Below are 26,797 nucleotides of genomic sequence, written 5' to 3'. Positions count from 1 at the left end.
GCGTCATGCGGTTGACGATTTTCTGGGAGCGGATGGCGGACCACTTCGGTCCTGGCTATGCCGACTCCTTCGCGCGCGACCATGTGATGGCCGAGCTCGGGGGCCGAACGGTGCATGAGGCGCTTGCGGCCGGCTGGGAGGCGAAGGACGTGTGGCGCGGGGTCTGCGCGGCGGTCGGTGTCCCGCCCGAGAAACAGTGATCTGCTCGCGAATTGATCAGCGGGAGACGGTTCGAGCCACGAGATCCGGTGCGGCCGATGAGCGGCGGCGGCCGTAGGCGACACTGGCAAGGTGGCCGAGACCGACAAGACCGAGCAGGACAGCACAGCGCAGGACGTGACCGATCGGGACACGGCCGCCCAGGACGCGACCGCTCAGCACACGACCGAGCACACAGCTGATCAGAATGTGATCCCGCCGGGCACGCCGCCCGCCCCACCAGTGGCCGGATCCGGTGCGCGCATGCCCCGCTGGCTGCCGCGTGCCATGGTGCTCGGGCTGGCGCTCTACGCCTGCTTCCAGCTGGGCAGTTGGGCCTTCCATCAGCTCATCGGGCTGCTGATCAACATCCTGATCGCCTTCTTCTTGGCGCTGGCGATCGAGCCGGCAGTGGGCAGGATGGCTGCGCGCGGTATGCGCCGCGGGCTGGCCACCTTCCTGGTGTTCTTCGTCGTGCTGATCGCGGGCGCCGGCTTCATCGTGCTCCTCGGCTCGATGCTGGCGGGTCAGATCGTCGACATGGTCGAGGGTTTCCCCAGGTACATCGACTCGGTCATCCGCTGGATCAACGACACCTTCCACACCGAGCTCTCCCGGGTGGAGGTCCAGGAGAGCCTGCTGCGCTCGGACTGGCTGCGGAAGTACGTGCAGAACAGCGCGAGCGGAGTGCTGGACATCTCCGCCACGGTCCTCGGCGGGCTGTTCAAACTGCTGACGATCTTCCTGTTCTCCTTCTACTTCGCGGCCGACGGGCCCAGGCTGCGGCGCGCGCTGTGCTCCGTACTGCCGCCTGCCAAGCAGACCGAGGTGCTGCGCGCCTGGGAGATCGCCGTCGACAAGACCGGCGGCTATCTCTACTCGCGCGGTCTCATGGCGCTGATCTCCGGAATCGCGCACTACATCCTGCTGGAGATCCTCGGCGTGCCGTATGCACCGGCGCTCGCCGTCTGGGTGGGGCTGGTCTCGCAGTTCATCCCGACGATCGGCACCTATCTGGCGGGCGCGCTGCCGATGCTGATCGCCTTCACCGTCAACCCCTGGTACGCGCTGTGGGTACTCGGATTCGTGGTGATCTACCAGCAGTTCGAGAACTACGTGCTGCAGCCCAAGCTCACCTCCAAGACGGTCGACATCCATCCTGCGGTGGCCTTCGGCTCGGTCGTCGCGGGTACGGCGCTGCTGGGAGCGGTCGGCGCGCTGATCGCGATCCCGGCGGTGGCCACCCTTCAGGCGTTCCTCGGCGCGTATGTGAAGCGGTACGCGGTGACCGACGACCCGCGGGTCCACGGCCACCGGCGACGAGGCGGCGGCCAGGCGCTGGCACGGCTGCGCGGCCTGGTCCAAAAGGACCGCGATGCCCACAGGGGCGCCGAGACCGGCGATACAGGCCAGAGCGAGGGCGCCGGGCCGGAGACCGACGACCGGCCCTGAGGCGGCCGTGTGGTGCCGCTTGACACCAAAATCGAACATCCATTCTTATGGGATTCCGGCCCTCGGTTCCGCCTCGGTCTTCCGTCTCGGTTTCCGGGAGTTATCCACAGGCTGGACGGACGTCGGGGCCCATTGTCAGTGGCAGGGGTTAGCGTCTTTGACGTGAAGCGATCGACTCAAGCAAATCGGGTGGAACCCATGGCAGGAACCGACCGCGAGAAGGCGCTCGACGCCGCGCTCGCACAGATTGAACGGCAATTCGGCAAGGGCGCGGTGATGCGCCTGGGTGAGCGGCCGAACGAGCCCATCGAGGTCATCCCCACCGGGTCGACCGCACTCGACGTCGCGCTCGGCGTCGGCGGCCTGCCGCGCGGCCGTGTGGTGGAGGTGTACGGCCCGGAGTCCTCCGGTAAGACGACCCTGACCCTGCACGCCGTGGCCAACGCCCAGAAGGCGGGCGGCGCGGTGGCCTTCGTGGACGCCGAGCACGCCCTCGACCCCGAGTACGCGAAGAAGCTGGGCGTCGACATCGACAACCTGATCCTGTCCCAGCCGGACAACGGCGAGCAGGCGCTCGAGATCGTCGACATGCTCGTGCGCTCCGGCGCCCTCGACCTGATCGTCATCGACTCCGTCGCCGCGCTGGTGCCGCGTGCGGAGATCGAGGGCGAGATGGGCGACTCGCACGTCGGTCTGCAGGCGCGGCTGATGAGCCAGGCGCTCCGGAAGATCACCAGTGCGCTGAACCAGTCGAAGACCACGGCGATCTTCATCAACCAGCTGCGCGAGAAGATCGGTGTGATGTTCGGTTCGCCGGAGACCACGACCGGTGGTCGCGCGCTGAAGTTCTACGCCTCGGTGCGGCTCGACATCCGCCGTATCGAGACCCTGAAGGACGGCACCGACGCGGTCGGCAACCGCACCCGCGTCAAGGTCGTCAAGAACAAGGTCGCGCCGCCCTTCAAGCAGGCCGAGTTCGACATCCTCTACGGCCAGGGCATCAGCCGCGAGGGTGGCCTGATCGACATGGGCGTGGAGCACGGCTTCGTCCGGAAGGCGGGCGCCTGGTACACGTACGAGGGCGACCAGCTGGGCCAGGGCAAGGAGAACGCCCGCAACTTCCTGAAGGACAACCCCGATCTCGCGAATGAGATCGAGAAGAAGATCAAGGAAAAGCTGGGCGTCGGCGTCAAGCCGGAGGCCCCGACCGCCGAGCCCGGCGCGGACGCTGCCGGCGCCGGTGCGGCCGCACCGGCCGGGGACGCGGCGAAGTCGGTGCCCGCGCCCGCCTCCAAGGCCAAGTCGGCCAAGACGGCGGCGGCCAAGGGGTAGCCCGTGGCCCGGCGAACCGAATGGCCGGGCGACAGCGCCGACTCGTCGAGGGCCGAGAAGGAGCTGTCGCCCCAGGGCCCGGCAGAGCGGGCGCGGGCGATCTGTCTGCGCCTGCTCACCGGGACCCCGCGCACTCGCAAGCAGTTGGCGGATGCGCTGCACAAGCGGGAGATCCCCGCGGAGGTGGCCGAGGAGGTCCTCTCCCGTTTCGAGGACGTGGGACTGATCAACGACGCGGCTTTCGCGGACGCGTGGGTGGAGTCCCGGCACCACGGCCGGGGCCTTGCCCGGCGCGCTCTGGCGCGGGAGCTGCGCACCAAGGGGGTGGACTCGGCCCTGATCGACGAGGCGGTCGGTCAGCTCGACTCCGACCAGGAGGAGGAGACCGCGCGCGAACTGGTCGCGCGCAAACTCCGCTCGACCCGCGGCCTGGACCGCGACCGCCGACTGCGCCGTCTTGCGGGCATGCTCGCCCGCAAGGGCTACCCGGAGGGCATGGCCCTGAGGGTGGTCCGCCGGGCGCTCGAGGAAGAGGGTGAGGACGTGGAGGACTTGCCGGAGGACGGCGGCTTCTAGACCGCGCCGGGGCCGCGGCCGCCCCGGGACGCGACTGCCGGTGCGCGTCCGCCGGGCTCGGCACTCGCAGCGCCGGTCTCTGCCCGTGCGGCTCCTGGCGCACCGGGACGACGACGCCCGCCGTGCATCCACTGGGCCCGGGGGTCCCCGCCCAGCAGTCCCGTCCGCCGTGGGCACTGCTGGCGCTCCCGGCCGGGCGGCCGGTACTCACCGCGGGCTCCGGCGCCAGGGACGCCACGACCCCCGTAGGCGCCGGCCCTCAGCGACCGGCAACCACCGCCGCGCCCCGTCAGCGTTCGACCGGCAGTCCCGCTGACTTCCAGGCCTGGAAGCCTCCCACCAGGTCCGTCGCGCGGTGCAGGCCCAGCCGGCGCAGGGACACTGCCGCCAGCGACGAGGCGTAGCCCTCGTTGCAAATGACCACGACCCGCAGGTTGTGGCTGACCGCCTCCGGGGCGCGGTGGCTGCCCTGGGGGTCCAGTCGCCATTCGAGTTCGTTGCGCTCCACGACCAGCGCGCCCGGGATCAGCCCGTCCCGCTCGCGCAGCGCGGCATAGCGGATGTCCACCAGGAGCGCGCCCTCAGCGGCCGCCTCGAAGGCCTCCTTCGGGTCGACCCGGTCCAGGTCCTCGCGTACCCGCTCGAGAAGCTCGTCTATGCCGAGACGCTCGCTCACTGCCAGTCCTCCGGACGCTCGACCTGCTCAAGACGGAGCACCGCGCCGGACCGGCTGAAGCGCCGGAGCAGCGGCAGCGGCGGATAGTACGCATGGACCGAGACCGCATGTTCGGTCGTCGACTCGTTGAGCACCTCGTGCACATGGTGCTTCCCGAAGGCCCGGCTCTTGCCCGCCCCCAACTGCCGCTCGCGGTCGACCCCTTCGTTCAGCTCCAGGGTCTTCCAGCCGCTCGCGGGCAGCCGCACGGTGAGGGAGTTCTCCTTCAGCTCGCCCGTGGCCGTGGCGAACGCGCCGTGCGATTCGGCGTGGTCGTGCCAGCCGGTGCCCGTGCCCGGCGGCCAGCCGATCAGCCAGGCCTCACTGCCGCCAGGGCCTTCGAGCCGTACCCACGTACGGCCCTCGGGATCGAGCGGGAGCGATGCGATGAGTTCGGCGTCAGTGGCAGAGCGCTGCACGAAGTCGAGCAGCTCGGCGGCGGTCGGCGCCGGCGCCTCCGTACGTACGGAAGTGGAAACAGGCTGGGACACGGATACCGTCCTGGAAGTTCGCTGAAGGGCGCGCAGGGCGGGCAGGCCACGGCGCGAGGGAAGACGAATTCAGCAGGACGGCCGACACACGCAGCCCGCATAGCGGACGAGGTCCATATGGACCCTCCGCCACAGGCGCACATCGGTGTCGGTCACGCTCCGGAGTACATCATGCGCGCCCTCGAGGGTCAATTGATGTCCGCTGTGCGGTCACTGCGTTCCGCTGACGGGGAGCCACCGCGCGCCGCGTCCGCCGCCGAGTACAGCTCCGCAGGCCGCACGCCCGCGAACGACGCCACGAGATGACCGTCCGGCCGTACCAGCAGCACCGTGTGCGCCGAAGCGCCGGGGTAGCTCTCCGTCACCAACAGCTCTGCCCGTACCGGCAGCGCGGTGACCGCCGCCGCCAGTCGCGGCATCACGCCCGCACTCACCCAGTGCCGCCGGTCCCACACTCCCGTGCCCGGAGCGACGAGGACCACCAGCAGCTGCCCCTGCCCCAGCCGGTCCCGCAGCCGTGCGCTCGTCCCGTCCGGTGTGGTGACCTTCACATCCGCGACCGGTGCGCCCGCCTCCGTACCGACGAATGTCTGCGAAGGGGCGTATTCGGGTGCGAGTGGGGAGTGCGTGTAAACGGGGGGCGCGCCCAGCGGGCCGTGCCCCAGATGGCCGTCGGTGAGCAGGGCGTCGTGCCCGCGCGCGGCACCCGGGAGGTACGTGCGCAGCCCGCTGCCGCCGCGCAGTATCGGCAGCGACTGGTCCGCCGCGCGCAGCCGGGCGGCGACGGCGGCCCGCCGCTCCGCCTGGTAGCTGTCGAGCAACGGCTCGCACCGGCCGTGGTGCCAGGCGTGTGCCAGCTTCCACGCCAGGTTGTCCGCGTCCCGCAACCCTTCGTCGAGCCCCTGCGTGCCGAGCGCCCCCAGCAGATGTGCGGCGTCGCCCGCGAGGAAGGCCCGGTCCACCCGCCAGCGCCGCGCGAGCCTGTGGTGCAGCGTGTAGACGCCGGTGTCGATGAGCTCGTACGGAGGTGTCTGGCCGCACCAGCCGGCGAGCGTGTCCCGTACGCGCGCCACCAGGGCGTCGGGGGTGACCAGTTCGCCGCGCGGCGGCAGCAGCCAGTCCAGCCGCCAGACGTCGTCCAGCAGCGGCCGGGCCGTGACCTCGTCACCGCCCGTGCGCCACGGCGGCTGGCGGTGCAGCAACGCCTCGTCCGGCCAGGGGAGCTCGGTGCGCAGGGCGGCGACGGCATGCCGCTCCACCGCGGTGCGGCCGGGAAAGCGGATGCCGAGGAGCTTGCGGACCGTCGACCTGGCCCCGTCGCACCCGACCAGGTGACTGCCGCGCCACCAGGTCGCCCCGGGCCCGCGGGTGTGCACGCTGATCCCGTGTGCGTCCTGCTCCAGTGAGTCCACGCGGCTGTCGGTGACAAGCCGGATCAGCGGCTGCGCGGCGACCGCGTCCCGCAGGCCACGCGCGAGGGAGTGCTGGGGGATGTGCAGCGGCGCGGGGGCGCCCTCGTCGCCGAACGCGAGTTGCCGTACGTCCTGCCGGCGTCGCATGGAGCGCCAGCCGACCCAGTGGGCTCCTTCGTCACGGACAGTGGTGCAGCCGAGCCGTTCCACCATCGAGGTGATGTCGGGGCGCAGGACGACCGTGCGGGCGGGTCGCAGCTCGTCCTTCTCGCCGCCCTCGTCGAGCACGACGGAGGGGACGCCCTGCTGGGCGAGGGCGAGCGAGAGCGCGAGCCCGACGGGGCCCGCGCCGACAATGATCACCGGGTCCACGGCGCGACTCCTCGGGCCCGAAGGGTCGTACGGAAAGGTTCGGTTGGAGGCCGGTGCACGATCACAGAACGTATGCAACCCACTGCGGGTGCCCCCGTCAAGCGACGGAGGCAGCGGCACCGCGCGCCGCTGCCTCCGTGGATCCCTGGAGCCTTGGAACCGTACGGTCAGATGTCGCCGCCTCCGGCGCCGGACTTGAAGTCACCGGCCACCGAGATCGGGGCCGTGTCCTCGACGGTTGTGGCGCCCAGTACCGCGCCTGTGCTCTTCTTGGCGCGTCGCAGCTTGCCCTCCAGCCAGCTCGCGAACGAGGTCAGCGTGAAGTTCACGGCGATGTAGATCAGGGCGATGACGGTGAAACACGCGATGGTGTTGGCGCCGTAGTTGGCGCTCATCGGACGAGCCGATGCCAGCAGTTCGGAGTAGGTCAGCACCGCGCCGCCGAGGGCGGTGTCCTTCACGATGACCACGATCTGACTGACGATGGCGGGCAGCATGGCGGTCACCGACTGCGGCAGCAGCACGTACCGCATCGTCTGGCCCTTGCGCATACCGATCGCCTTGGCCGCGTCGGTCTGGCCCTGAGGGAGTGACAGGATTCCGGCCCGTACGATCTCGGCGAGCACCGAGGCGTTATAGAGGACGAGACCTGTGACCACGGCGTACAGGGGACGCTGTTCGGAACTGACGTCGGTGAACTGGGAGTACGCCTCGTTCGCGAAGATCATCAGGACCAGAACCGGGATGGCTCGGAAGAACTCCACGACAACGCCGGACGGCATACGCACCCAGTGGTGATCGGAGAGTCGGCCGATGCCGAACAGCGCTCCGAGGGGCAGCGCGATCACCAGGGCGAGGCCCGCAGCGATGAGCGTGTTCTCAAGCCCCGGCCAGAGGTATGTCTCCCATGGCTGGCTGCTGGTGAAGAACGGCTTCCACTTGATCCAGTCGAGCTGGTGCTTGGAGTTGAGGCTGTCGTACACCCACCACAGCACACCCGCGAGCGCGAGCAGGAACAGCACCGTGTACAGGACGTTGCGCTGTTTGGCGCGCGGTCCCTGTGCGTCATAGAGGACGGACGTCATCGCTTCACCGCCACCTTCTTGCTCACCCAGCCGAGGATCAGTCCGGTCGGGAGGGTGAGGCAGATGAATCCGAACGCGAAGATGGCGGCGATCAGCATGAGTTGGGCCTCGGCCTCGATCATGGTCTTCATCAGCGCCGCGGCCTCGGCGACACCGATCGCAGCGGCCACCGTGGTGTTCTTGGTCAGCGCGATGAGCACATTGGCCAGCGGATTGACGACCGAGCGGAAGGCCTGCGGGAGGATGATCAGTCGCAGCACCTGGGTGAAGCTCAACCCGAGGGCACGCGCTGCCTCCGCCTGGCCGACGGGGACCGTGTTGATGCCCGACCGCAGCGCCTCGCACACGAAGGCCGAGGTGTACGCGATCAGACCGAGCACCGCCAGCCTGAAGTTGATCTTCTCGAAGTCCCCCTCCGCGCCGAGGGTGACGCTCAGCGTCTGGAACAGGCCCAGCGAGGTGAAGAGGATGATGACGGTCAGGGGGATGTTCCGGACCACGTTTACGTAGGTGGTACCGAAACCGCGCATCAGGGGGACCGGGCTGACCCGCATTCCGGCCAACAGCGTTCCCCATATCAGGGAACCGAGGGCGGAGTAGACGGCGAGTTGCACCGTCACCCAGAAGGCCCCCAGTAGGTCGTAATCTTGAGAAAAGTCGAACACGATCTCCCGCGCTTCCGCGTGTGGCGTGTGGAAAGGGCCGGCGCGCCGCCCGCATGGCGGCGCGCCTCGTCACCCCTGCTGCACTACTTGACGATGTTGCCGATCTTCGGCGCGGGCTCGTTCTTGTAGTTCGCCGGGCCGAAGTTGGCCTTCACGAACTTCTCCCAGGAGCCGTCGGAGACCATCTTGGTCAGGGCTGCGTCGATCTTCTTCTTGAGGTCGGCGTCGCCCTTCTTCAGGCCGATGCCGTAGTTCTCGTTGCTCATCTTGAAGCCGGCCAGCTTGAACTTGCCCTTGGCCGAGTCCTGCGAGGCGTAACCGGCGAGGATGGAGTCGTCGGTGGTCAGCGCGTCGATGACCTTGTTCTCCAGGCCCGTGAGGCACTCGGAGTAGCCGCCGTACACCTGCAGCTGAGCCTTGGGCGCGAGCTTCTCCTTGACGTTCGTCGCGGAGGTCGAGCCGGTGACCGAGCAGAGCTTCTTGTTGTTCAGGTCCGCCGGGGACTTGATCGTTTTGTCGTCGGCGCGGACCAGGATGTCCTGGTGGGCCAGCAGGTACGGGCCCGCGAAGTCGACCTTTGCCAGGCGCTTGTCGTTGATCGAGTAGGAGGCGGCGATGAACTTGACGTCACCGCGCTCGATCGCCGTCTCGCGGTCGGCGCTCTTCGTCTCCTGGAAGGTGATGTCCTTGGCGTCGTAGCCGAGCTCCTTGGCGATGTACGTGGCGACGTCGACGTCGAAGCCGGTGTACTTGCCGTCGGGCGTCTTCAGGCCGATGCCCGGCTGGTCGATCTTGATGCCGATCGTGATCTTCTTGCCGCCCCCGCCCCCGCCGGCCGAGTCGCTGTCCTTCTTGTCGGAGCCACAGGCCGTGGCGGCCAGGGCGAGCGCGAGCACAGCGGCCGAAGCGGCGGTGACCTTGCGAAGCTTCATGGTGACTTCCCTAGAGTTGACGCGATGTAAGTGATCAGCTGGTCTGGGACTCAGTGGTGCAGGATCTTCGACAGGAAGTCCTTGGCCCGGTCGCTGCGCGGGTTGCTGAAGAACTCGTCGGGCGTGGCCTCTTCGACGATCTTGCCGTCGGCCATGAACACGACCCGGTTGGCGGCGGAGCGCGCGAAACCCATCTCGTGGGTGACGACGACCATCGTCATCCCGTCCTGGGCCAGCTGCTGCATGACCTCGAGCACCTCGTTGATCATCTCGGGGTCGAGCGCAGACGTGGGCTCGTCGAAGAGCATGACCTTGGGGTTCATGGCCAACGCCCTTGCGATCGCGACTCGTTGCTGCTGCCCCCCGGAGAGCTGAGCCGGGTACTTGTCGGCCTGCGATCCGACGCCCACCCGGTCGAGCAGGGCGCGAGCCTTCTCCTCGGCGGTCTTCTTCTCCGCCTTGCGGACCTTGAGCTGGCCCAGCATCACGTTCTCGAGCACCGTCTTGTGCGCGAAGAGATTGAACGACTGGAAGACCATGCCGACGTCGGCGCGCAGCCGGGCGAGCTCCTTGCCCTCCTGGGGCAGCGGCTTCCCGTCGATCGAGATGGCTCCGGAATCGATCGTCTCCAGGCGGTTGATCGTGCGGCACAGCGTGGACTTGCCGGACCCGGAGGGCCCGATCACGACTACGACCTCGCCGCGGGCGATGGTCAGGTCGATGTCCTGGAGCACATGCAGCGCGCCGAAGTGCTTGTTGACGTTGCTCAGCACGACCAGGTCGCCCGGGGTGGGTACGGCGTCCTCGGGGCCCTTGGTCACTGAAACTCCGCTCATCGGCTTCTTGCTCCGTCCTCCTCGGTTGGAAGGACGTTAATGAGGCGGTGCGACCAGTGTCATTACATCTGAGCGGAAATTGAGCATAACGATCCGGCTGCAACCGGACACTATGTGTGAACGGGGAGGTGATCGGCGTACCGGGTGGGTAACGGAAACGGGCTTGCAACGGGAAGCCTCTTGACTGTCCCTGCGGGCATGGGTCTTGTTGCCCTGGTACTCAGGGCAACCATGCCCGGATACTGCACACGTCCGCGATACTGCATGCGACCGAGTCACTGCGGACGACCGCGATACTGCACATGACGACCGCACGACCGGAGGGGGGCCATGAGACTGCTGCTCGTCGAGGACGACGACCATGTGGCCGCGGCCCTGTCCGCGGTGCTCGCGAAGCACGGCTTCGAGGTGGTGCACGCCCGCAACGGCGAGGAGGCCCTGCACGCCGTGCTGCCCGCCTCGCATCCCGCCAAGCCGGCGTTCGGGGTCGTACTGCTGGATCTGGGGCTGCCGGACCAGGACGGCTACCAGGTGTGCGGCAAGATACGGAAGCTCACCGCGACGCCCGTGATCATGGTGACAGCGCGGGCCGATGTCCGCTCCCGCATACACGGGCTCAACCTCGGCGCCGACGACTATGTCGTCAAGCCGTACGACACCGGGGAGCTGTTGGCCCGCATCCATGCGGTCAGCCGGCGCACCGCGAGCGGCGACGAGGCCGGCGCGAGCGCCGCCGACAATGCGCTGCGGCTCGGCCCGGTCACCGTCGAACTGTCCACCCGGCGCGTCAGCGTCGACGGTGCGACGGTGCAGCTGACCCGCAAGGAGTTCGACCTGCTGGCGTTGCTTGCGCAGCGGCCGGGTGTGGTCTTTCGCCGGGAGCAGATCATCAGCGAGGTGTGGCGCACCAGTTGGGAAGGGACCGGCCGCACGCTCGAGGTTCATGTGGCGTCCCTGCGCTCCAAGCTCAGGATGCCCACCCTGATCGAGACCGTGCGCGGCGTCGGCTACCGGCTCGTCGCGCCCGCGGGCGCGTAGGACCCGTACACGCCGGTGCGTACCCGACTTCTTCCTCTGCTCATCGTCCTCATGGCGGGCGTGCTGCTCGCGCTCGGCTTTCCGCTCGCCGTGAGTGTGGCTGCCGCGCAGCAGCAGCAGGTCGTCGTCGACCGGATCGACGACACCGTCCGTTTTGCGGCACTTGCGCAATTTGCCACGGAAGGCTCGCGGCTGGACGAGAGACTGCCCACGCTCCAGGAGCAGCTCAACCGCTACTACGCCACCTACGGCATCAGGGCGGGCGTCTACTACCGCGACGGCGAGGCCATGGCGCGCGCCCCCGAGAACAGCTGGTTCGTGACGGAAGAGGGGGTGGCGCGCGAGGCATTCGAGGAGGCGCTGTCAGGGCGGCGCAGCCAGGACCCGCCGCAGGTCTGGCCGTGGCAGCAGGGCGCCCGGCTGGTCGTCGCCTCGCCGGTGGTGCGGGACGGGGACGTTGTCGCCGTCGTGTTCACCGACTCGCCCACGGGCCAGCTGCGCTCGCGCGTACTGCGGGGCTGGCTGCTGATCGCGGCCGGCGAGTCCGCGGCGATGCTGCTCGCCGTCGGCGCCGCCATCCGCCTCACGGGCTGGGTGCTGCGGCCCGTAAGGATCCTGGACGCGGTCACGCACGACATCGCGACCGGGCAGATGAACTCACGCGTCGCGGCGGCCGGCGGCCCGCCGGAACTCAGGCGCCTGGCCCGCTCGTTCAACGAGATGGCCGACAACGTCGAAGAAAGCCTGGAGCAGCAGCGGGCGTTCGTCGCCGACGCCTCCCACCAGCTGCGCAACCCACTGGCCGCACTGCTGCTCCGGATCGAACTCCTCGCACTCGAACTGCCCGACGGGAACGAGGAGATCGCCTCGGTCCGCACCGAGGGCAAGCGCCTCGCCCAGGTTCTCGACGACCTGCTGGACCTGGCGCTGGCCGAGCACGCCTCCGCCGCCCTCCACCTGACCGATATCGGCGAGCTGGCCGCCGAGCGGATCGCCGCCTGGCGTCCACTCGCCGACGAAAAAGGCGTCCGGCTGACCGAGAACGGCGCCGCGGTCACCGCCTGGGCCGACCCGATCGCGCTCTCCAGCGCCCTCGACGCGGTGATCGACAACGCCCTGAAGTTCACCCCGCAGGGCGAGGAGGTCACCGTCTCGGTCGCCTCCAACGGCGATACGTCCAGCATCGTGATCACCGACCGCGGCCCCGGACTGACCGACGAGGAGCTGGCCCGCATCGGCGACCGCTTCTGGCGCAGCGGCCGCCACCAGAACGTCAAGGGATCGGGCCTCGGGCTGTCCATCTCGCGAGCCCTGCTGGCGGCGGGCGGCGGTTCGATCGCATACGAGCATCACGACCCGCGGGGCCTGAAGGTGACGGTGACGGTCCCGCGTACCTCGCCCACTGCCTGAGCGAGCGATACGTCGTTGAGTGCTGAGCGAGCGGTACGTCGCTGAGGGCTGGGCGGATGTCGGCTACGGCTTGACCGAGCGGTAGTAGCGCGTTGCGCCTTCGTGCAGCGGCAGCGGATCCGTGTAGAGAGCGGTACGCCCGTCCACCAGCTGGGCCGGGTGCACGGTATTGCCGATCCGGTCGCGGCTCCTGATCACCGTACGGGTGAAGCCCTCGGTCATCTCCGGATCCATCCGATCGGTGGTGACCAGCAGATTCGCCACGGCCACGGTCGGCACGGTCACTCCGTTCTGCGCTTCCAGGTAGGCGTCGGCCGGCATCACGGCCGAGCGGTAATAGCTGGTCGCCGGGCCGGTGGCGTGCAGCTTCTCGACGAGATCGGCCTCAATCGGCACCAACCGGATCTGGAAGCGCTCGGACAGCTCCTCCACAGCGGCTGTGGGCAGTCCGCCCGACCAGAAGAACGCGTCGAGATCGCCCGCCTCCAGCCGTCCCGGCACGGTGTCGATACCGGCCGGGAGCGGGCTGATGTCCCGCTTCGGGTCGATGCCCGCGGCCTTCAGCAGCCGCTCGGCGATCAGCCGTACACCGGACCCCTCCTGCCCGATGCCCACCCGCTTGTGGCGCAGATCGCGGACGGACAGCACCGGCGAGCCCCGGGGGACGATCAGGTGCACGTAGTCGTCGTACAGCCGGGCACAGCCGCGCAGGTGCGTGGCGCCCGGCTTGTTGTCCCGCTTGTACTTGGCGACCGCATCGGCCGTGGCGATGGTGAAGTCGGCCTCGCCGGTGGCCACCCGCGCGAGATTCTGCTGCGAGCCCTCACTGGTCCGCAGATCTATCGTCACTTCCGGCATGTCACGGGCGAGTGCGTCCTTCAGCAGTACGCCGTACCGCTGGTAGACGCCGTTCTGCGACCCGGTGCTGAAGGTCAGCTCCCCGTGCGGCGTCGGCTCCCCGAACGGCAGCAGCCACCACAGCAGCAGCCCGAACACCGTGAGCGCGACCGCGGAGCCCTGGAGGGCGCGGCGGCGGCTGATGCGGAAAAGGGCCGGGAACATAGCGGCGATCCTGCCAGCTCACTCCCGGTAATGGCCAGGGCCCTCATCCGGCGGTCAGCAGCCGCGCCGCGAGTCGGCCCGCCCCTGCATGAAGATGAGCGCCACCAGGGCCAGTCCGACCACGGCACCCGCAAATTGCGCGCCGATGAAGCCCGGGACCGAGCCGGGCGCTATGCCGGCGAACGTGTCGGTGAACGCGCGGCCGATCGTCACCGCCGGATTGGCGAACGAGGTGGACGAGGTGAACCAGTAGGCGGCGCCGATGTAGGAGGCGACGGCGACCGGCACGAAGCGCAGACGGTCCGTGCGGGCCAGGCCGAAGATCAGCAGGATCAGGCCCGCCGTGGCCACGACCTCGCCCAGGAGGAGATTCCCGGCCGAGCGCTCATGAGTGGACCACTTCACCAGGGGCTCGCCGAACATCGCGTCGGCCAGTACGGCGCCCGCGATCGCCCCCACGATCTGGGCGGGGACGTACACGACCGCCTCCCGGGTGGTGACCCCGGCGCCGCCGCGGCGGGCGGTCCACCACTCGGCGAGGGTGACGGCTGGGTTGAAGTGAGCGCCCGAGACCGGGCCGAGCAGCGCGATCAGGACACCGAGTCCGAAGACTGTGGCGAGGGAGTTGGCGAGGAGCTGTAGGCCGACATCCTGGGTCAGCTCGGTGGCTTGGATGCCGGAGCCGACCACCACGGCGACCAGAGCCGCGGTGCCGACCAGCTCGGCCGCGCCGCGGGCGATCAGCGGGGTGCGGGGAGGAGCGGCGCCCGGCGCGGGCCGGGGCTCGGCAGATGTGGCTGACTCCGCCGTGGTCTCGGTACCGGCGGCCCGGGTGGCGCTCAACGGGACTCCTTCGTGCGGACGCAACAGGACAACGTGCTCAGGGCGTGGTCAGGGGCAGGAGCGCTTGAGGTTCGCTTCGGCGGTGCTGCGCGCGGTCTCGGCCAGATCGGAGAACTGGCCGGCGAGCGCCTCGATGACCTCGGGCCTCAGCCGGTAGTACGTGAACCGTCCGCACGGCTCGGTATCCACGACCCCCGCCTCGCGCAGCACCTTCAGGTGGTTGGAGAGGTTGGTCTGCTTGGCGCCCGTCTCCTCGACCAGGTGCGTGGTGCACAGCGTCTCGCGGGCGAGCAGAGTCACGATCTGGAGCCTGAGCGGGTCGGCCAGCACCCGGATCAGGTCAGTGTCGACTGACGTCATCATGGGCTGATACTGTCACATCATCCGGAGCTGATACCAGTCCGGGCTGAATCGCAGGGCCCGTTGAACCTGACCGGGTTCACTGGCCCGCTTCACTGGCCCGCTTCACGAAGGAAGAACCGATGTCCTCCACCCCGCTCGCCTCGGTCCTCTTCGTCTGCGTCCACAACGCAGGGCGCTCGCAGATGGCGGCTGGATTCCTCGCCCACCTCGCGGGCGACCGCGTCGAGGTGCGCTCCGCCGGCTCGCTGCCCGCCGACCAGGTCAACCCGGCCGCGGTCGAGGCGATGAAGGAGGTCGGCATCGACATCTCCGGCCAGGCGCCGAAGGTGCTGACCACCGAGGCCGTCCGGGCAAGCGACTACGTCATCACCATGGGCTGCGGCGACGCGTGCCCGATCTTCCCCGGCAAGAAGTACCTCGACTGGGCCCTTGAGGACCCGGCGGGCAAGGGCGTCGAGTCCGTCAGGCCGATCCGCGACGAGATCAAGACCCGCATCGAGGCGCTGATCGCCGAAATCGACGCGAAGCCGGAGGCCTGACCGAGGGGGAGCGCGGCGATCCCGATATGCGGAGAGAGCCCCTGCGGGATTCCTCCCGCAGGGGCTCTCGGTTGCGTTTGCGACGTCAGGCGACGGCACCCTCCCCGTGCGCCAGCTGCCATTCCCTGTTGAAGGAGCCCAGGGGGATGCGGTGCTGGATGACGGGCGTACCGAAGATCGACAGCTGCAGTTGCAGCCATCCCGTCAGATCCACCCCGCCGTAGAGCTTCCAGGACCCCACGAGGGAGCTGGGCGTGGCAGCGGCGGAGGCTTCACCGCGTACGTACGGCGCGAGGTCGCCAGTGACGCCGACCGCGCCGTACAGCCCGACCGTGGCCTCGGCGCCCATGGCGGCCTTCACCTGGCCGGCGGCGGTCACCTTCGCCCGTACCGGAGTGCTGGTCATGTCGGCAGTGCTGACCGGCTTCCAGCCGCCCGCCTTCGAATAGCTGCCGCCGATCCGGAAGTCGCCCTTGAGGTCCTGCCGGACGTCGACGGTGACGGCTCCGTCCGCGGCCACCTGGACGTACGCGGTCAGGTCGAGGTTCACCACGACCGGCACAGGCCCGACCTGGATCACGGGATCCGCGTGCAGCTTGGCGAACGGGATGCGCACCGGCTTGCCGTTCGCGACGGCCTTGCCCTTCAGCTCCCACCCCGAGGTCCAGTCACCGCTCAGTCCGAGGAAGGCGGAGTCGGGGGCGATGACGGAAGACCCGTCGTAGGAGAACTCGACCTCGGGCGCGAGCTGCACATAGCCCGCGACCGACGCCGCTCCCGACACGGGCGCGCCCTCGGTGACCGGGAGCGGAACCGAAGCTCCCAGATCGATCCGCAGGCTTCCGAGCGGCACTTTCGCACCCTGGGGGCCGAAACGGATGTTGCCCGTCTTCGCCCAGGAGACCTTCACTCCCTGGACCAGCGGCTCGACGTCCACTGTCGCCGGGTCGACCGGGACTGTGCCCTGGGCCTTGTCGTCACCGAGCAGGGCGCCCAGCGTGGCCGGCTCGGTGCGGACCTCGGTGCCCTTCTCGGTCTTTCCCGCCACGTCGGTGACCTTGGCGAGCAGCCCGTCGGGAGCCCCGGGCGCGGGCCCGCTGGCGATGATGTCACCGACGGCGGGAGCGCTCTCGGCGGGTGTGGTCGGACCCGCCGAAGGCGCCTTCTTCTCGGTGGATATGACGGCCCGTCGACTGGTGCGGTCGTAGGAGGCCACCTTCAGCGGCGACTGCTTCGCCTTTTCGCCACCGCCCGCGCGGGCGAGGGCGGTCGGCTTTCCTTCCGGCACTCCCGCCACGGCGAGCTGCTTTGCGGGGCTGGGGTCCGCGGTCGCAACGGTGGTGGGACGAACTTCGGCGCCGGCGGCCGCGGGGGAGGGTGCTCCGGTCCCGGCCGAACAGCCGGTGGCGAGCAGGGAGATGGAAGCCAGTGTCACTAACAGGACATGTCTGACCAGGGGCTTACGCACGTAGGAGTCCTCGGGGCGTGTGGTGGGGGGTACGCGTCATGGGTTGGACTCGCGAGTACCAGCGAGTAACAACCGGCCGTACGATCCCACACGCATCGCAGTCGCCGCGGAGATTCGGTGAAATCGCGGGGGATGATCTGCACCACGTTGCCGTCCCGCCGCGGCAGGGCGCCGGAGGCCTTCCGGATGTCCCGCCCCCGGGGCCGGATCCTGCCGGGAGGCTCCGGGGCCGGGAGGTACTTCAGGTACCGCCTACCCTTACTGCATGAGCAGCAGTGACCGGAGCCAGGCCGTGGACATCAATCGAACATATGAGGTGCGCACCTACGGGTGTCAGATGAATGTCCACGACTCCGAGCGGCTGTCGGGCCTGCTGGAGGACGCAGGCTATGTCCGCGCCCCCGAGGGCGCCGACGGTGACGCCGACGTCGTCGTCTTCAACACCTGCGCGGTGCGGGAGAACGCCGACAACAAGCTGTACGGAAACCTCGGCCGGCTCGCGCCGATGAAGTCCAAGCGGCCGGGGATGCAGATCGCCGTCGGCGGCTGCCTGGCCCAGAAGGACCGCGACACCATCGTCACCAGGGCGCCATGGGTCGACGTCGTCTTCGGAACGCACAACATCGGCAAGCTGCCGGTGCTGCTGGAGCGCGCCCGCATCCTGGAAGAGGCGCAGGTCGAGATCGCGGAGTCGCTGGAGGCCTTCCCCTCGACGCTGCCGACCCGCCGTGAGTCCGCGTATGCCGCATGGGTATCCGTCTCGGTCGGCTGCAACAACACCTGCACCTTCTGTATCGTCCCGGCGCTGCGCGGCAAGGAGAAGGACCGCCGGCCCGGCGACATCCTGGCGGAGGTCGAGGCACTCGTCGCCGAGGGCGTCTGTGAGATCACCCTGCTCGGCCAGAACGTCAACGCATACGGGTCCGACATCGGCGACCGCGAGGCCTTCAGCAAGCTGCTGCGCGCCTGCGGAAGGGTCGAGGGTCTGGAGCGGGTCCGCTTCACCTCGCCGCACCCCCGCGACTTCACGGACGACGTGATCGCGGCGATGGCCGAGACGCCGAACGTCATGCCGCAGCTGCACATGCCGCTGCAGTCGGGTTCGGACACGGTTCTGAAGGCGATGCGCCGCTCGTACCGGCAGGAGCGTTTCCTGGGGATCATCGAGAAGGTGCGCGCCGCGATTCCGCACGCGGCCATCTCCACCGACATCATCGTGGGCTTCCCCGGCGAGACCGAGGAGGACTTCGAGCAGACCATGCACACGGTGCGTGAGGCCCGCTTCGCGAACGCCTTCACCTTCCAGTACTCCAAGCGCCCCGGGACCCCGGCGGCGACCATGGACGGGCAGATCCCGAAGGAGGTCGTGCAGGACCGCTACATGCGCCTGGTCGCCCTTCAGGAGGAGATCTCCTGGGAGGAGAACAAGAAGCAGATCGGCCGGACCCTGGATGTGATGGTCGCGGAGGGTGAGGGCCGCAAGGACGGTGCCACCCACCGGCTCTCCGGCCGAGCCCCCGACAACCGTCTGGTGCACTTCAATCCGAGCTTGCGAGGATTGAACGACAAGCACAGCACCAAGCCGGACGAGGAGCTGCGCCCGGGCGATGTGGTGACCGTCGAGATCACCTATGCCGCGCCGCACCATCTGCTTGCCGAGGGCGCCGCGATGTCCGTACGGCGGACCCGCGCGGGCGACGCCTGGGAGAAGCGGCACGCCGCCGAGGCCGCGAAGCCGGCGGGCGTGATGCTGGGGCTGCCGAAGATCGGTGTGCCGGAGCCGCTGCCTGCGGCCGCGGCGCCCGGGTGCGGCTGCGACTGACGGACGCGGTACGGGACCGACTGCGTGGGCTGAGTGGCCCGGGGTGCGGTTTGCGACTGACCCGTCGCGGGCGGCCGAGCGGCGAGCGAGCACCCGGATCGGCCGCCTCGTGAGCACGCATTAGGCTGCCGATCATGCTTGTCGCCGCCGCCGTGTGTCCCTGCCCGCCGCTGCTCGTTCCCGAGGTCGCCGCGGGTGCCGCGCCCGAACTGGACGCGGCGCGGACCGCGTGCGCCGACGCCGTCGGGGTGCTGGCCGCAGCCCGGCCAGATCTGCTCGTCGTGGTCGGGCCCGCCGAACAGCACGGCCGTGGCCCGCACCCCGCGGGCGCGACCGGTTCCTTCCACGGCTTCGGTGTGGACATCGACGTACGGCTCGGAGCGGGCGAGGGCCAGGAGCGGCCGCTGCCGCCTTCGCTGGCCGTCGGTGCCTGGCTGCTCACCTGCGCACAGTGGGCACTCGCCCCGGTGGAGGGCCTCGGTGTCGGTGAGCCGCTCGCCAGTGAGCGCTGCCTGGCCGTCGGGCGCGAGCTCGGCGCCCGGGCGGAGCGGGTCGCGCTGCTGGTGATGGGTGACGGCAGCGCCTGCCGCACGCTGAAGGCTCCCGGTTATCTGGACGAGCGGGCGGCCGACTTCGACGAAGGGGTCGCCCGTGCCCTGGGCGCGGCCGACGTGGAGGCGCTCAAGGCGCTGGACGCGTCACTGGCGTACGAACTCAAGGCGGCGGGTCGCGCTCCCTGGCAGGTGCTTGCGGGGGCGGCCGAGGGCGCGGGCCTGGCCGGCCGGCTCCTCTACGAGGACGCGCCCTACGGCGTCGGCTACTTCGTCGCTGCCTGGTCGTAGCGGACTGGAACGCGGCACAGCGGCGCGGACCGGGCCGCGTACGGCGGCGCACTGCCGCCGAACAGCGGTACAGCGGCGGACGGCCGCGGAACGAGTCGTTCCGCGGCCGTCCGTCGGTGAATATCAGGAAGCCGGCGGCGTAGTGCCGTCGCCCTTCTTCGCGTCGTCCTTGTGGGCAATGCGGCCCAGGGCGTCCTTGGCCTTGCCGGCGCCAGCCTCGACCTTGTCTCTGTACTTGCCCTTGGTCTTCTCGTCGACCGTCCTGGCGGCCTTGTGCAGACCGTGCTCAATCTTGCCCCCGTGCTGCTGCGCGAGGTCAGAGACCTTGTCTTTGGCCGGGGCGAGTTTGGCCTTCATCGTGTCCTTGAAGCCCATGGGCCACCTTCCCTCGTGGGGACTTACTTGCGGGCGCCCTCGCCGGCTTCGTTGTCCGCCGCCTCCTCGGCCGACTGCTGCTTCGGAATCTCCACGCCCTCAGCAGGTGCGGTCTCGGCGGCCGCAGCCTCGCTGTCCCCGGTGGCCTCATCCGCCGCGTCCTTCAACGCCTCGGCCTCGGAACCGCCCTCAGCCGCGGGCTCGGCCATCAGAGTGTCGGCTGTCGCCTCCTCGGTTGATGCCTCGGTTGATCCCTCGGCGGTCGACTTGGACCCAAAAAACCGTGCAAAAACACCCATATTTGCTCCATAGCGTACTCGTGTGGGCGAAGTTCCGCGCCGCCCGGAGCGTCCCATTGCGCCGCCCGCGAGCACCGGTCGGAAAACCGGCGTTCGGAACCTCGCAACAGGCAACGAACCCGTCCCTGTACCGTCACCTCGCTCGTTCGGGGACACGTCCGCGGGTTTGCGAGACTGGGGCAGTGAAAAGAGCAGCTCCCGCACCGCGGGTCATCGCCGTCGTCGGTCCCACTGCGGCCGGAAAGTCCGATCTGGGCGTCTTCCTCGCCCAGCGGCTGGGCGGCGAAGTCGTCAACGCCGACTCCATGCAGCTCTATCGGGGGATGGACATCGGCACCGCCAAGCTGACGACCGACGAGCGCGGCGGTATCCCGCACCAGCTGCTCGACATCTGGGACGTCACCGAGACGGCGAGCGTTGCCGAGTACCAGAAACTGGCCAGGGCCGAGATCGACCGCCTGCTCGCCGAAGGCCGTACGCCCGTCCTGGTCGGCGGCTCCGGGCTGTATGTGCGTGGCGCCATCGACGCCCTCGAGTTCCCCGGCACCGACCCCGCGATCCGCGCCCGGCTGGAGGAGGAGCTCACCGCTCACGGCTCCGGCGCCCTGCACGAGCGGCTCGCTGCCGCCGACCCCGAGGCCGGCCGGGCGATCCTGCCCAGCAACGGCCGACGCATCGTGCGGGCTCTCGAAGTCATCGAGATCACCGGCAGGCCCTTCACCGCCAACCTTCCCGGCCACGATGCCGTGTACGACACGGTCCAGATCGGCGTCGACGTGGCCCGCCCCGAGCTCGACGAGCGCATCGCCCTGCGCGTGGACCGGATGTGGGAGGCAGGCCTCGTGGACGAGGTGCGCACGCTGGAGGCGCGGGGGCTCCGCGAGGGGCGTACGGCCTCGCGCGCGCTCGGCTACCAGCAGGTGCTCACGGCGCTCGCGGGGGAGTGCACCGAACAAGAAGCTCGCGAGGAGACCGTGCGCGCCACCAAACGCTTCGCGCGCCGACAGGACTCCTGGTTCCGGCGGGACCCGCGTGTGCACTGGCTGAGCGGCGCTGCCGAGCACCGGTCGGAACTTCCGCATCAGGCGCTGGCGTTGGTCGAACGAGCGGTCACAGCCTGATCACGTGATTGCATCGGGACGCACTGCCCGTCATTTCGGGCCCCTGGGGCGTGCCATCATCGAGCATCGATCGACGTGGAGTCCGAATTGGGAGGGCGCGTGGCGATGGAGGCCGGCCCTCGCGACAGAGAACAGGAACGACGGGACGCAGCGGACAGCGCGTCCCGTCTGAGTCCCGATGGACCAGATGACCATGGTGTGATCCCGGACGAGGTGATCACGGACGAGGTCGAGGTCGAGCTGCGCCCGCCGCGCAGGCTGCGGATCTGGCAGCTCGCCCCCATCGTGATGCTCGCCGCGGTCGGCTCCCTGATGTTCGCCTTCCCTCTCGCCTTCGGTACCGGGGACGGCGGAGCGGTCGTCGCCATGCTGGGGCTGTTGATCAGCTGCTGCGCCGCGGGCTGGGGCGTGATGGCGGCGCGCCGAGTGGGCCACACCTGGCCGGGCCTGCCGCCGCGTGGCTCCGGCGAGCGCCCCGACTGGCGGGTCATCGCCCTGTACGTCGGCGTGGGCGTGGTGCTCGTCGCACTCGCGGTCTGGCGAGTGGCCCGGCTCCGCTGAGGACCGGGCGCCGCTGTACAGGGATGACGGTCCGGGCGTCCCTGTCCAGGCATGACGAGAACCAGGTACGCGGCCAGGTACGCGCGGTGTCCGAGGCTCCTCGTACGATGGACGGCGTGAGCCATTCGAAGACCTCGCCGATCGCCTTCCTCAAGGGCCACGGGACCGAGAACGACTTCGTGATCGTCCCCGACCCGGACAACGTCATCGACCTGCCCGCCCCCACCGTCGCCACGCTCTGCGACCGTCGGGCCGGCATCGGCGGCGACGGCCTGCTGCATGTCGTACGGTCCGGTGCGCACCCAGAGGCGCGCGCCATGGCCGACGCGGCCGAGTGGTTCATGGATTATCGCAACGCCGACGGTTCGATCGCGGAGATGTGCGGCAACGGCGTACGGGTCTTCGCCCGCTACCTGGAGCGTGCGGGCCTCGTCGAGGCGGGCGACCTGGCAGTGGCGACCCGCGGCGGCGTCAAGAAGGTGCATATCGCCAAGACCGAGTCCATCAGCGGCTCGGCCGGAGGTGACATCACGGTCTCCATGGGCCGCGCGCTGCTCCCCGAGGACGGCGTCACCGTCACCGTCGACGGCCGCAGCTGGCCCGCGCTGAATGTGAACATGGGCAATCCCCACGCGGTCGCCTTCGTCGACGACCTGGACCACGCCGGAGATCTGTTCTCCGCGCCCCCCTTCAGCCCGGCGTCCGTCTATCCGGACGGGGTGAACGTCGAATTCGTCGTCGACCGGGGCGAGCGCCATGTCGCCATGCGCGTGCACGAGCGTGGCTCCGGCGAGACGCGCTCCTGCGGCACGGGCGCATGCGCCGTCGCCGTCGCGGCGGCCCGCAGGGACGGCGCCGACCCGGCGGCCACCGGTGTGCCCGTCACGTACACCGTGGACCTTCCCGGTGGGCGTCTGGTGATCACCGAGCGGCCCGACGGCGAGATCGAGATGACCGGTCCCGCGGTGATCGTCGCCGAGGGGCACATCGACCCCGCGCTCATCGCTCCGATCCACCCCCGGTAGCGCTGCTTAGGCCACTGCGCGTAGAGCGGCGTGCACAGACCGAAACCGTGATCGTATAGAGCTTCGCTCGAATGGGTGATCCCTTTCACGCTGAGCGAGAGCGGGACTGCTCCACGTGGTGGGCTCGGTAGCATCAAGCACCGGCCCGGAGGGCACACCTGCCCTACCCACCGCCGGTCGAAGCTGCCGGAGGTGCCCATGAGTGCAGAGGCCACCAACCCTGGTGCCCACAGCCGCAGGCGCGGCCGTCCCAGGATCGACCTCCGCAGGCTGGGCCGTGCCGCGCTGCTGGGGCCCGCCGCCCGCGACCGGCTGCCCGACGCGATCGGCCATGTCGCCGATGCGCACCGCGCCCACCACCCGGACGCGGACCTCGCCATCCTGCACAGGGCGTATGTTCTGGCTGAGTCTTCGCACCGCGGACAGTTCCGCAAGAGCGGCGAGCCGTACATCACGCACCCGCTCGCCGTCACGCTGATCCTCGCCGAACTGGGCGCGGAGACCACCACATTGACCGCCTCCCTCCTCCACGACACCGTCGAGGACACCGAGGTGACGCTCGATCAGGTGCGGACCGAGTTCGGTGCCGAGGTCTGTTATCTGGTCGACGGCGTCACCAAGTTGGAGAAGGTCGACTACGGCGCGGCGGCCGAGCCCGAGACCTTCCGCAAGATGCTCGTCGCCACCGGCAACGACGTCCGCGTGATGTCGATCAAACTCGCCGACCGCCTGCACAACATGCGCACGCTCGGCGTGATGCGTCCCGAGAAGCAGGCACGCATCGCCAGGGTCACCCGCGACGTTCTGATCCCGCTCGCCGAACGGCTGGGCGTCCAGGCGCTCAAGACGGAGCTGGAAGACCTCGTCTTCGCGATCCTCCACCCGGAGGAGTACGAACGCACCCGGGCGCTGATCGCCGACAATTCCTCCGCCTCAGGCGCGCTCGACGCGATGGCGGAGAGCTTCAGATCGGTGCTGCGGGACGCCGGCATCGCCGCCGAAGTCCTCATAAGGCCACGGCACTTCGTCTCGGTACACCGCATCAGCCTCAAGCGGGGCGAGCTTCGGGGCACAGACCTCGGACGGCTGCTCGTGCTGGTCGGCGAGGACGCCGACTGCTATGGCGTCCTCGGCGAGCTGCACACCTGCTTCACGCCGGTGATCTCCGAGTTCAAGGACTTCATCGCCGCCCCCAAGTTCAACCTGTACCAGTCGCTGCACACCGCCGTCGCCGGCCCGGAGGGCGCGGTCGCCGAAGTGCTCATCCGTACGCATCAGATGCACAAGGTCGCCGAGGCCGGAGTGATCGCCCTCGGGAATCCGTATGTACCGGTCGAAGGGGCCGAGCCTGCCGACGGCGAGCGCGCCGACCCCACCCGGCCCGGCTGGCTCTCCCGCCTCCTCGACTGGCAGCAGTCCACGCCCGACCCCGACACCTTCTGGACCTCGCTGCGCGCCGATCTGGCGCAGGACCGCGAGATCACCGTCTTCCGCGCCGACGGCGGCATGCTCGGCCTGCCGGCCGGCGCAAGCTGTGTGGACGCCGCCTACGCGCAGTACGGCGAGGAGGCGCACGCCTGTATCGGCGCACGCGTCAACGGCCGCCTGGCGACGCTGAGTACGGTGCTGAGCGACGGTGACACGGTGCATCTGCTGCTCGCCCAGGACGCCGCCTCGGGACCCTCGCCCGACTGGCTCGACCACGCCCGCACTCCCGGCGCGCGCATCGCCATCACCACCTGGCTCGCGGAGCATCCGGAGGGCGCGAAGGTGCAGGCGGCCGCCCCCCGCAGACCCGCGCCCGTCACCGCCGACCGGCCCGCCGCGGCCAATGCCGTCGTCGACCTGCCGGACGCGACCGTACGACTCGCGGGGTGCTGTACGCCGGTGCCGCCCGACGCAGTCACCGGGTTCGCCGTACGCGGCGGCACCGTGACGGTCCACCGCGAGAAGTGTCCCGCCGTGGCCCGGATGAAGTCCCTGGACCGGGAGCCAGTCCCGGTGCGCTGGGGCGACGCGGCCGAGTGCAGAGTGACCCTGGTCGCCGAGTCCTTCGGCCGCCCGAGGCTGCTCGCCGACCTCACCGAGGCCATCGCCACCGAGGGCGCGGCAATCGTCTCGGCGACCGTCGAACCGCCGAGTCAGCAGCGCGTACGGCACACGTACACCCTTCAACTCCCGGACGCAGCAGGTCTTCCCGCCCTGATGCGGGCCATGCGCGATGTGCCGGGTGTGTACGACGTGAGCCGCACCCAGCATCCGGCGGCCACCGCCTGACCCCGTTCGGGTGGGCGCGACGCGCGCCGTCACGGTCCCCGCCGGGTGCGCTGATAGCCGTAGGTCATGCTGCTCACATCTCGGCGCCTGCGTGCCGCCCTGCTGGCCACCTCCGCGGCCACCCTCGTCGCCGCGGCCCTGCCCCCACCCGTACCGCTCGGCATCGGCGATCCGCTCTTCCCGCACCTCGGCAATCCCGGCTACGACGTCACTGCGTACGACATCGCTCTCACCTACAGCGGCAGCAACACCAAGCCGCTGGACGCGGTCACCAAGATCGACGCCCTGACGACGGAGCGACTGGACCGCATCAACCTCGACTTCACCAACGGCACGGTCAGCTCGGTGGAAGTCAACGGCCGGCCCGCCGAGTTCTCGAAGGCCGGAGAGGACCTGGTGGTGGAGCCGGAGAACGCCGTGGCGCGCAACGCCCGCCTGCGGATCACGGTCCATCACACGAGCGACCCCGGCGGTTCCGCGGACGCCGGGGGCTGGGTGCGCACCTCCGACGGACTGGCGATGGCGAACCAGGCCGACGCCGCGCGCCGGGTCTTCCCCTCCAACGACCACCCCGCCGACAAGGCCTACTTCACCTTCCGGATCACCGCTCCCAAGGAGCTCACGGCGGTGGCCAACGGGCTGCCGACGGTCAGGACCGCAAACGGCGACACCACCACCTGGGTGTACCGGACCAAGCACCCCATGGCCACCGAGCTGGCGCAGGTCTCGATCGGCCGCTCCGCCGTCCTCGCCCGCACGGGGCCGGGTGGAATGCCGGTGCGCGACGTGGTTCCGGCCGCCGACCGCAAGACGCTGGAGCCCTGGCTGAAGCGGACACCGGCGCACCTGGAGTGGATGGAGAAGCACGTCGGCCGCTACCCCTTCGAGACGTACGGAGTGCTGATCGCCGACGCGCAAACCGGATACGAGCTGGAGACCCAGACACTCTCGCTGTTCGAGCGCTCGCTCTTCACCAACGGCGCGTTCCCCGAGTGGTACGTCGACTCGATCATGGTGCACGAGCTCGCCCACCAGTGGTTCGGCAACAGCGTCTCGCCCCGCACCTGGTCCGATCTGTGGCTGAACGAGGGACATGCCACCTGGTACGAGGCGCTGTATGCAGAGGAGACATCGGGGCAGGAGACATCGGGGCAGCCGGGACGGTCGGTGCTGGAGCGGATGCGCGAGGCGTACAAGTACTCCGATCAGTGGCGGGCCGACGGCGGGCCGCCCGCGGCGCCCAAGCCGCCGTCGCCGGGACAGAAGATCAGCCTCTTCCGGCCCGTGGTCTACGACGGCAGCGCGCTGGTTTTGTACGCCCTGCGGCAGACGATCGGGACAGGCGCCTTCGAGCAGCTGGAGCGCGCCTGGGTGCGGGAGTACCGGGACGGGACGGCGACGACCGCGGACTTCATCGCGCTCGCCACGCGGATCTCGGGGCGTGATCTGTCGAAGTTCTTCCAGGAGTGGCTGTACGCGAAGCGGACGCCTGCGATGCCGGGGCACGCAGACTGGCGGAGCACCGCTGCGACGACGCCCCCGACCCGCTGAAATCGGGGTGACGGCCCAGGCACGCGCGTGCGACCATCAACAGGTCGGCGACGCGGCCGGGGCCGGAACCTCTCCGGAATCATCCGGGAATCATCCGGACCCGTTACGCGTTGTGACTGACGTACCGGACTTTCC

General features: G+C 69.5%; 28 protein-coding genes. 14 read left to right on the top strand and 14 right to left on the bottom strand.

What is annotated here, in order from left to right; translation table 11 throughout:
- The first annotated feature begins 5 nt into the window (after nucleotides 1–5).
- The 4 genes from OG729_RS10475 (at nucleotide 6) to recX (ending at nucleotide 3,558) form a co-directional block, all read left to right on the top strand.
- Nucleotides 6–200: a DUF3046 domain-containing protein gene (locus OG729_RS10475; RefSeq protein WP_360882328.1), complete on the top strand. Its 195-nt coding sequence runs from the start codon at nucleotides 6–8 to the stop codon at nucleotides 198–200.
- 262 nt (nucleotides 201–462) lie between these two features.
- Nucleotides 463–1,650 (top strand): AI-2E family transporter, encoded by a 1,188-nt coding sequence (locus OG729_RS10470; protein ID WP_405811098.1) that lies wholly within the window; start codon nucleotides 463–465, stop codon nucleotides 1,648–1,650.
- A 198-nt stretch (nucleotides 1,651–1,848) separates the two neighbouring features.
- Complete coding sequence (gene recA / locus OG729_RS10465) at nucleotides 1,849–2,982, top strand: recombinase RecA (protein WP_360882326.1); 1,134 nt, start codon at nucleotides 1,849–1,851, stop codon at nucleotides 2,980–2,982.
- A gap of 3 nt (nucleotides 2,983–2,985) precedes the next feature.
- Nucleotides 2,986–3,558: a recombination regulator RecX gene (recX, locus tag OG729_RS10460; protein WP_405805701.1), complete on the top strand. Its 573-nt coding sequence runs from the start codon at nucleotides 2,986–2,988 to the stop codon at nucleotides 3,556–3,558.
- Nucleotides 3,559–3,847: 289 nt separating this feature from the next.
- On the opposite strand, the gene OG729_RS10455 is transcribed toward recX, so the two are convergent.
- The 8 genes from OG729_RS10455 to OG729_RS10420 all read right to left on the bottom strand — a co-directional run bounded on the left by OG729_RS10455 (nucleotide 3,848) and on the right by OG729_RS10420 (nucleotide 10,066).
- Nucleotides 3,848–4,240, bottom strand: a complete 393-nt coding sequence (locus OG729_RS10455) for a rhodanese-like domain-containing protein (protein WP_405811097.1) — start codon at nucleotides 4,238–4,240, stop codon at nucleotides 3,848–3,850.
- Complete coding sequence (locus OG729_RS10450; protein WP_405805700.1) at nucleotides 4,231–4,764, bottom strand: cysteine dioxygenase; 534 nt, start codon at nucleotides 4,762–4,764, stop codon at nucleotides 4,231–4,233. Before OG729_RS10450 ends, OG729_RS10455 begins: the two co-directional genes overlap by 10 nt.
- 69 nt (nucleotides 4,765–4,833) lie before the next feature.
- Nucleotides 4,834–4,905, bottom strand: coding sequence for a putative leader peptide (locus OG729_RS10445; protein WP_309544753.1), 72 nt, complete (start codon nucleotides 4,903–4,905; stop codon nucleotides 4,834–4,836).
- A gap of 47 nt (nucleotides 4,906–4,952) precedes the next feature.
- Nucleotides 4,953–6,548, bottom strand: coding sequence for an FAD-dependent monooxygenase (locus tag OG729_RS10440; protein ID WP_405805698.1), 1,596 nt, complete (start codon nucleotides 6,546–6,548; stop codon nucleotides 4,953–4,955).
- A gap of 167 nt (nucleotides 6,549–6,715) precedes the next feature.
- Nucleotides 6,716–7,633, bottom strand: coding sequence for an amino acid ABC transporter permease (locus tag OG729_RS10435; protein WP_405805696.1), 918 nt, complete (start codon nucleotides 7,631–7,633; stop codon nucleotides 6,716–6,718).
- The gene (locus OG729_RS10430) at nucleotides 7,630–8,298 is read right to left on the bottom strand and encodes an amino acid ABC transporter permease (RefSeq protein WP_405805694.1); all 669 of its coding nucleotides are present in this window, start codon (nucleotides 8,296–8,298) and stop codon (nucleotides 7,630–7,632) included. Before OG729_RS10430 ends, OG729_RS10435 begins: the two co-directional genes overlap by 4 nt.
- 83 nt (nucleotides 8,299–8,381) lie before the next feature.
- Entirely contained in the window at nucleotides 8,382–9,230 is an 849-nt protein-coding gene (locus OG729_RS10425) for a glutamate ABC transporter substrate-binding protein (protein ID WP_405805692.1), read from the bottom strand.
- A 50-nt stretch (nucleotides 9,231–9,280) separates the two neighbouring features.
- Nucleotides 9,281–10,066, bottom strand: a complete 786-nt coding sequence (locus OG729_RS10420) for an amino acid ABC transporter ATP-binding protein (RefSeq protein WP_405805691.1) — start codon at nucleotides 10,064–10,066, stop codon at nucleotides 9,281–9,283.
- Between the two features lie 330 nt (nucleotides 10,067–10,396).
- On the opposite strand from OG729_RS10420, the gene OG729_RS10415 reads away from it, so the two are divergent.
- Nucleotides 10,397–11,104: a response regulator transcription factor gene (locus OG729_RS10415; protein ID WP_360882310.1), complete on the top strand. Its 708-nt coding sequence runs from the start codon at nucleotides 10,397–10,399 to the stop codon at nucleotides 11,102–11,104.
- Between the two features lie 15 nt (nucleotides 11,105–11,119).
- Entirely contained in the window at nucleotides 11,120–12,514 is a 1,395-nt protein-coding gene (locus OG729_RS10410) for a sensor histidine kinase (protein WP_405805690.1), read from the top strand.
- Nucleotides 12,515–12,577: 63 nt separating this feature from the next.
- On the opposite strand, the gene OG729_RS10405 is transcribed toward OG729_RS10410, so the two are convergent.
- Genes OG729_RS10405 through OG729_RS10395 form a run of 3 tightly spaced genes read right to left on the bottom strand, consistent with a single transcriptional unit; the run spans nucleotide 12,578 to nucleotide 14,782 of the window.
- On the bottom strand, nucleotides 12,578–13,576 hold the full coding sequence (locus tag OG729_RS10405) for a TAXI family TRAP transporter solute-binding subunit (RefSeq protein WP_360882306.1): 999 nt from the start codon (nucleotides 13,574–13,576) through the stop codon (nucleotides 12,578–12,580).
- Nucleotides 13,577–13,630: 54 nt separating this feature from the next.
- Nucleotides 13,631–14,419, bottom strand: a complete 789-nt coding sequence (locus OG729_RS10400; RefSeq protein ID WP_360882304.1) for an MIP/aquaporin family protein — start codon at nucleotides 14,417–14,419, stop codon at nucleotides 13,631–13,633.
- 48 nt (nucleotides 14,420–14,467) lie between these two features.
- The gene (locus tag OG729_RS10395) at nucleotides 14,468–14,782 is read right to left on the bottom strand and encodes a metalloregulator ArsR/SmtB family transcription factor (RefSeq protein ID WP_360882302.1); all 315 of its coding nucleotides are present in this window, start codon (nucleotides 14,780–14,782) and stop codon (nucleotides 14,468–14,470) included.
- Nucleotides 14,783–14,901: 119 nt separating this feature from the next.
- Here OG729_RS10395 and OG729_RS10390 point away from each other — a divergent pair, with 119 nt between their 5' ends.
- Nucleotides 14,902–15,321 carry an arsenate reductase ArsC gene (locus OG729_RS10390; RefSeq protein ID WP_405805689.1) on the top strand — a complete coding sequence of 140 codons (420 nt, stop codon included), beginning with the start codon at nucleotides 14,902–14,904 and terminating at the stop codon, nucleotides 15,319–15,321.
- Between the two features lie 85 nt (nucleotides 15,322–15,406).
- On the opposite strand, the gene OG729_RS10385 is transcribed toward OG729_RS10390, so the two are convergent.
- Entirely contained in the window at nucleotides 15,407–16,789 is a 1,383-nt protein-coding gene (locus OG729_RS10385) for a hypothetical protein (RefSeq protein ID WP_405805687.1), read from the bottom strand.
- A gap of 265 nt (nucleotides 16,790–17,054) precedes the next feature.
- Between OG729_RS10385 and miaB the strand changes: the two genes are divergently transcribed.
- Both miaB and OG729_RS10375 read left to right on the top strand, forming a co-directional pair.
- The gene (gene miaB / locus OG729_RS10380; protein ID WP_405805686.1) at nucleotides 17,055–18,611 is read left to right on the top strand and encodes a tRNA (N6-isopentenyl adenosine(37)-C2)-methylthiotransferase MiaB; all 1,557 of its coding nucleotides are present in this window, start codon (nucleotides 17,055–17,057) and stop codon (nucleotides 18,609–18,611) included.
- 134 nt (nucleotides 18,612–18,745) lie between these two features.
- Nucleotides 18,746–19,453, top strand: coding sequence for a class III extradiol dioxygenase subunit B-like domain-containing protein (locus tag OG729_RS10375; RefSeq protein ID WP_405805684.1), 708 nt, complete (start codon nucleotides 18,746–18,748; stop codon nucleotides 19,451–19,453).
- Between the two features lie 123 nt (nucleotides 19,454–19,576).
- Here the strand turns inward: OG729_RS10375 and OG729_RS10370 are convergent, their stop codons facing one another.
- Nucleotides 19,577–19,828 carry an antitoxin gene (locus tag OG729_RS10370; protein ID WP_360882292.1) on the bottom strand — a complete coding sequence of 84 codons (252 nt, stop codon included), beginning with the start codon at nucleotides 19,826–19,828 and terminating at the stop codon, nucleotides 19,577–19,579.
- Between the two features lie 23 nt (nucleotides 19,829–19,851).
- Complete coding sequence (locus OG729_RS10365) at nucleotides 19,852–20,127, bottom strand: hypothetical protein (RefSeq protein WP_360882290.1); 276 nt, start codon at nucleotides 20,125–20,127, stop codon at nucleotides 19,852–19,854.
- Nucleotides 20,128–20,309: 182 nt separating this feature from the next.
- Between OG729_RS10365 and miaA the strand changes: the two genes are divergently transcribed.
- The 5 genes from miaA to OG729_RS10340 all read left to right on the top strand — a co-directional run bounded on the left by miaA (nucleotide 20,310) and on the right by OG729_RS10340 (nucleotide 26,662).
- Complete coding sequence (gene miaA / locus OG729_RS10360; RefSeq protein WP_360882288.1) at nucleotides 20,310–21,248, top strand: tRNA (adenosine(37)-N6)-dimethylallyltransferase MiaA; 939 nt, start codon at nucleotides 20,310–20,312, stop codon at nucleotides 21,246–21,248.
- A gap of 105 nt (nucleotides 21,249–21,353) precedes the next feature.
- Nucleotides 21,354–21,809: a hypothetical protein gene (locus OG729_RS10355; protein WP_360882364.1), complete on the top strand. Its 456-nt coding sequence runs from the start codon at nucleotides 21,354–21,356 to the stop codon at nucleotides 21,807–21,809.
- A gap of 107 nt (nucleotides 21,810–21,916) precedes the next feature.
- A complete protein-coding gene (gene dapF, locus OG729_RS10350; protein WP_405811096.1) occupies nucleotides 21,917–22,834 on the top strand; it encodes a diaminopimelate epimerase in 918 nt (305 codons plus the stop codon).
- Nucleotides 22,835–23,032: 198 nt separating this feature from the next.
- Nucleotides 23,033–25,111 (top strand): RelA/SpoT family protein, encoded by a 2,079-nt coding sequence (locus OG729_RS10345; RefSeq protein WP_405805682.1) that lies wholly within the window; start codon nucleotides 23,033–23,035, stop codon nucleotides 25,109–25,111.
- Nucleotides 25,112–25,177: 66 nt separating this feature from the next.
- Complete coding sequence (locus OG729_RS10340) at nucleotides 25,178–26,662, top strand: M1 family metallopeptidase (RefSeq protein WP_405805681.1); 1,485 nt, start codon at nucleotides 25,178–25,180, stop codon at nucleotides 26,660–26,662.
- Nucleotides 26,663–26,797: the final 135 nt, after the last annotated feature.

This window comes from Streptomyces sp. NBC_00210, from assembly GCF_045160975.1.
In the GTDB taxonomy this organism is placed as follows: domain Bacteria; phylum Actinomycetota; class Actinomycetes; order Streptomycetales; family Streptomycetaceae; genus Streptomyces.
The sequence above is the reverse complement of the archived record's forward strand: the minus strand, read 5'-3'. Positions and strand labels throughout refer to the sequence as shown.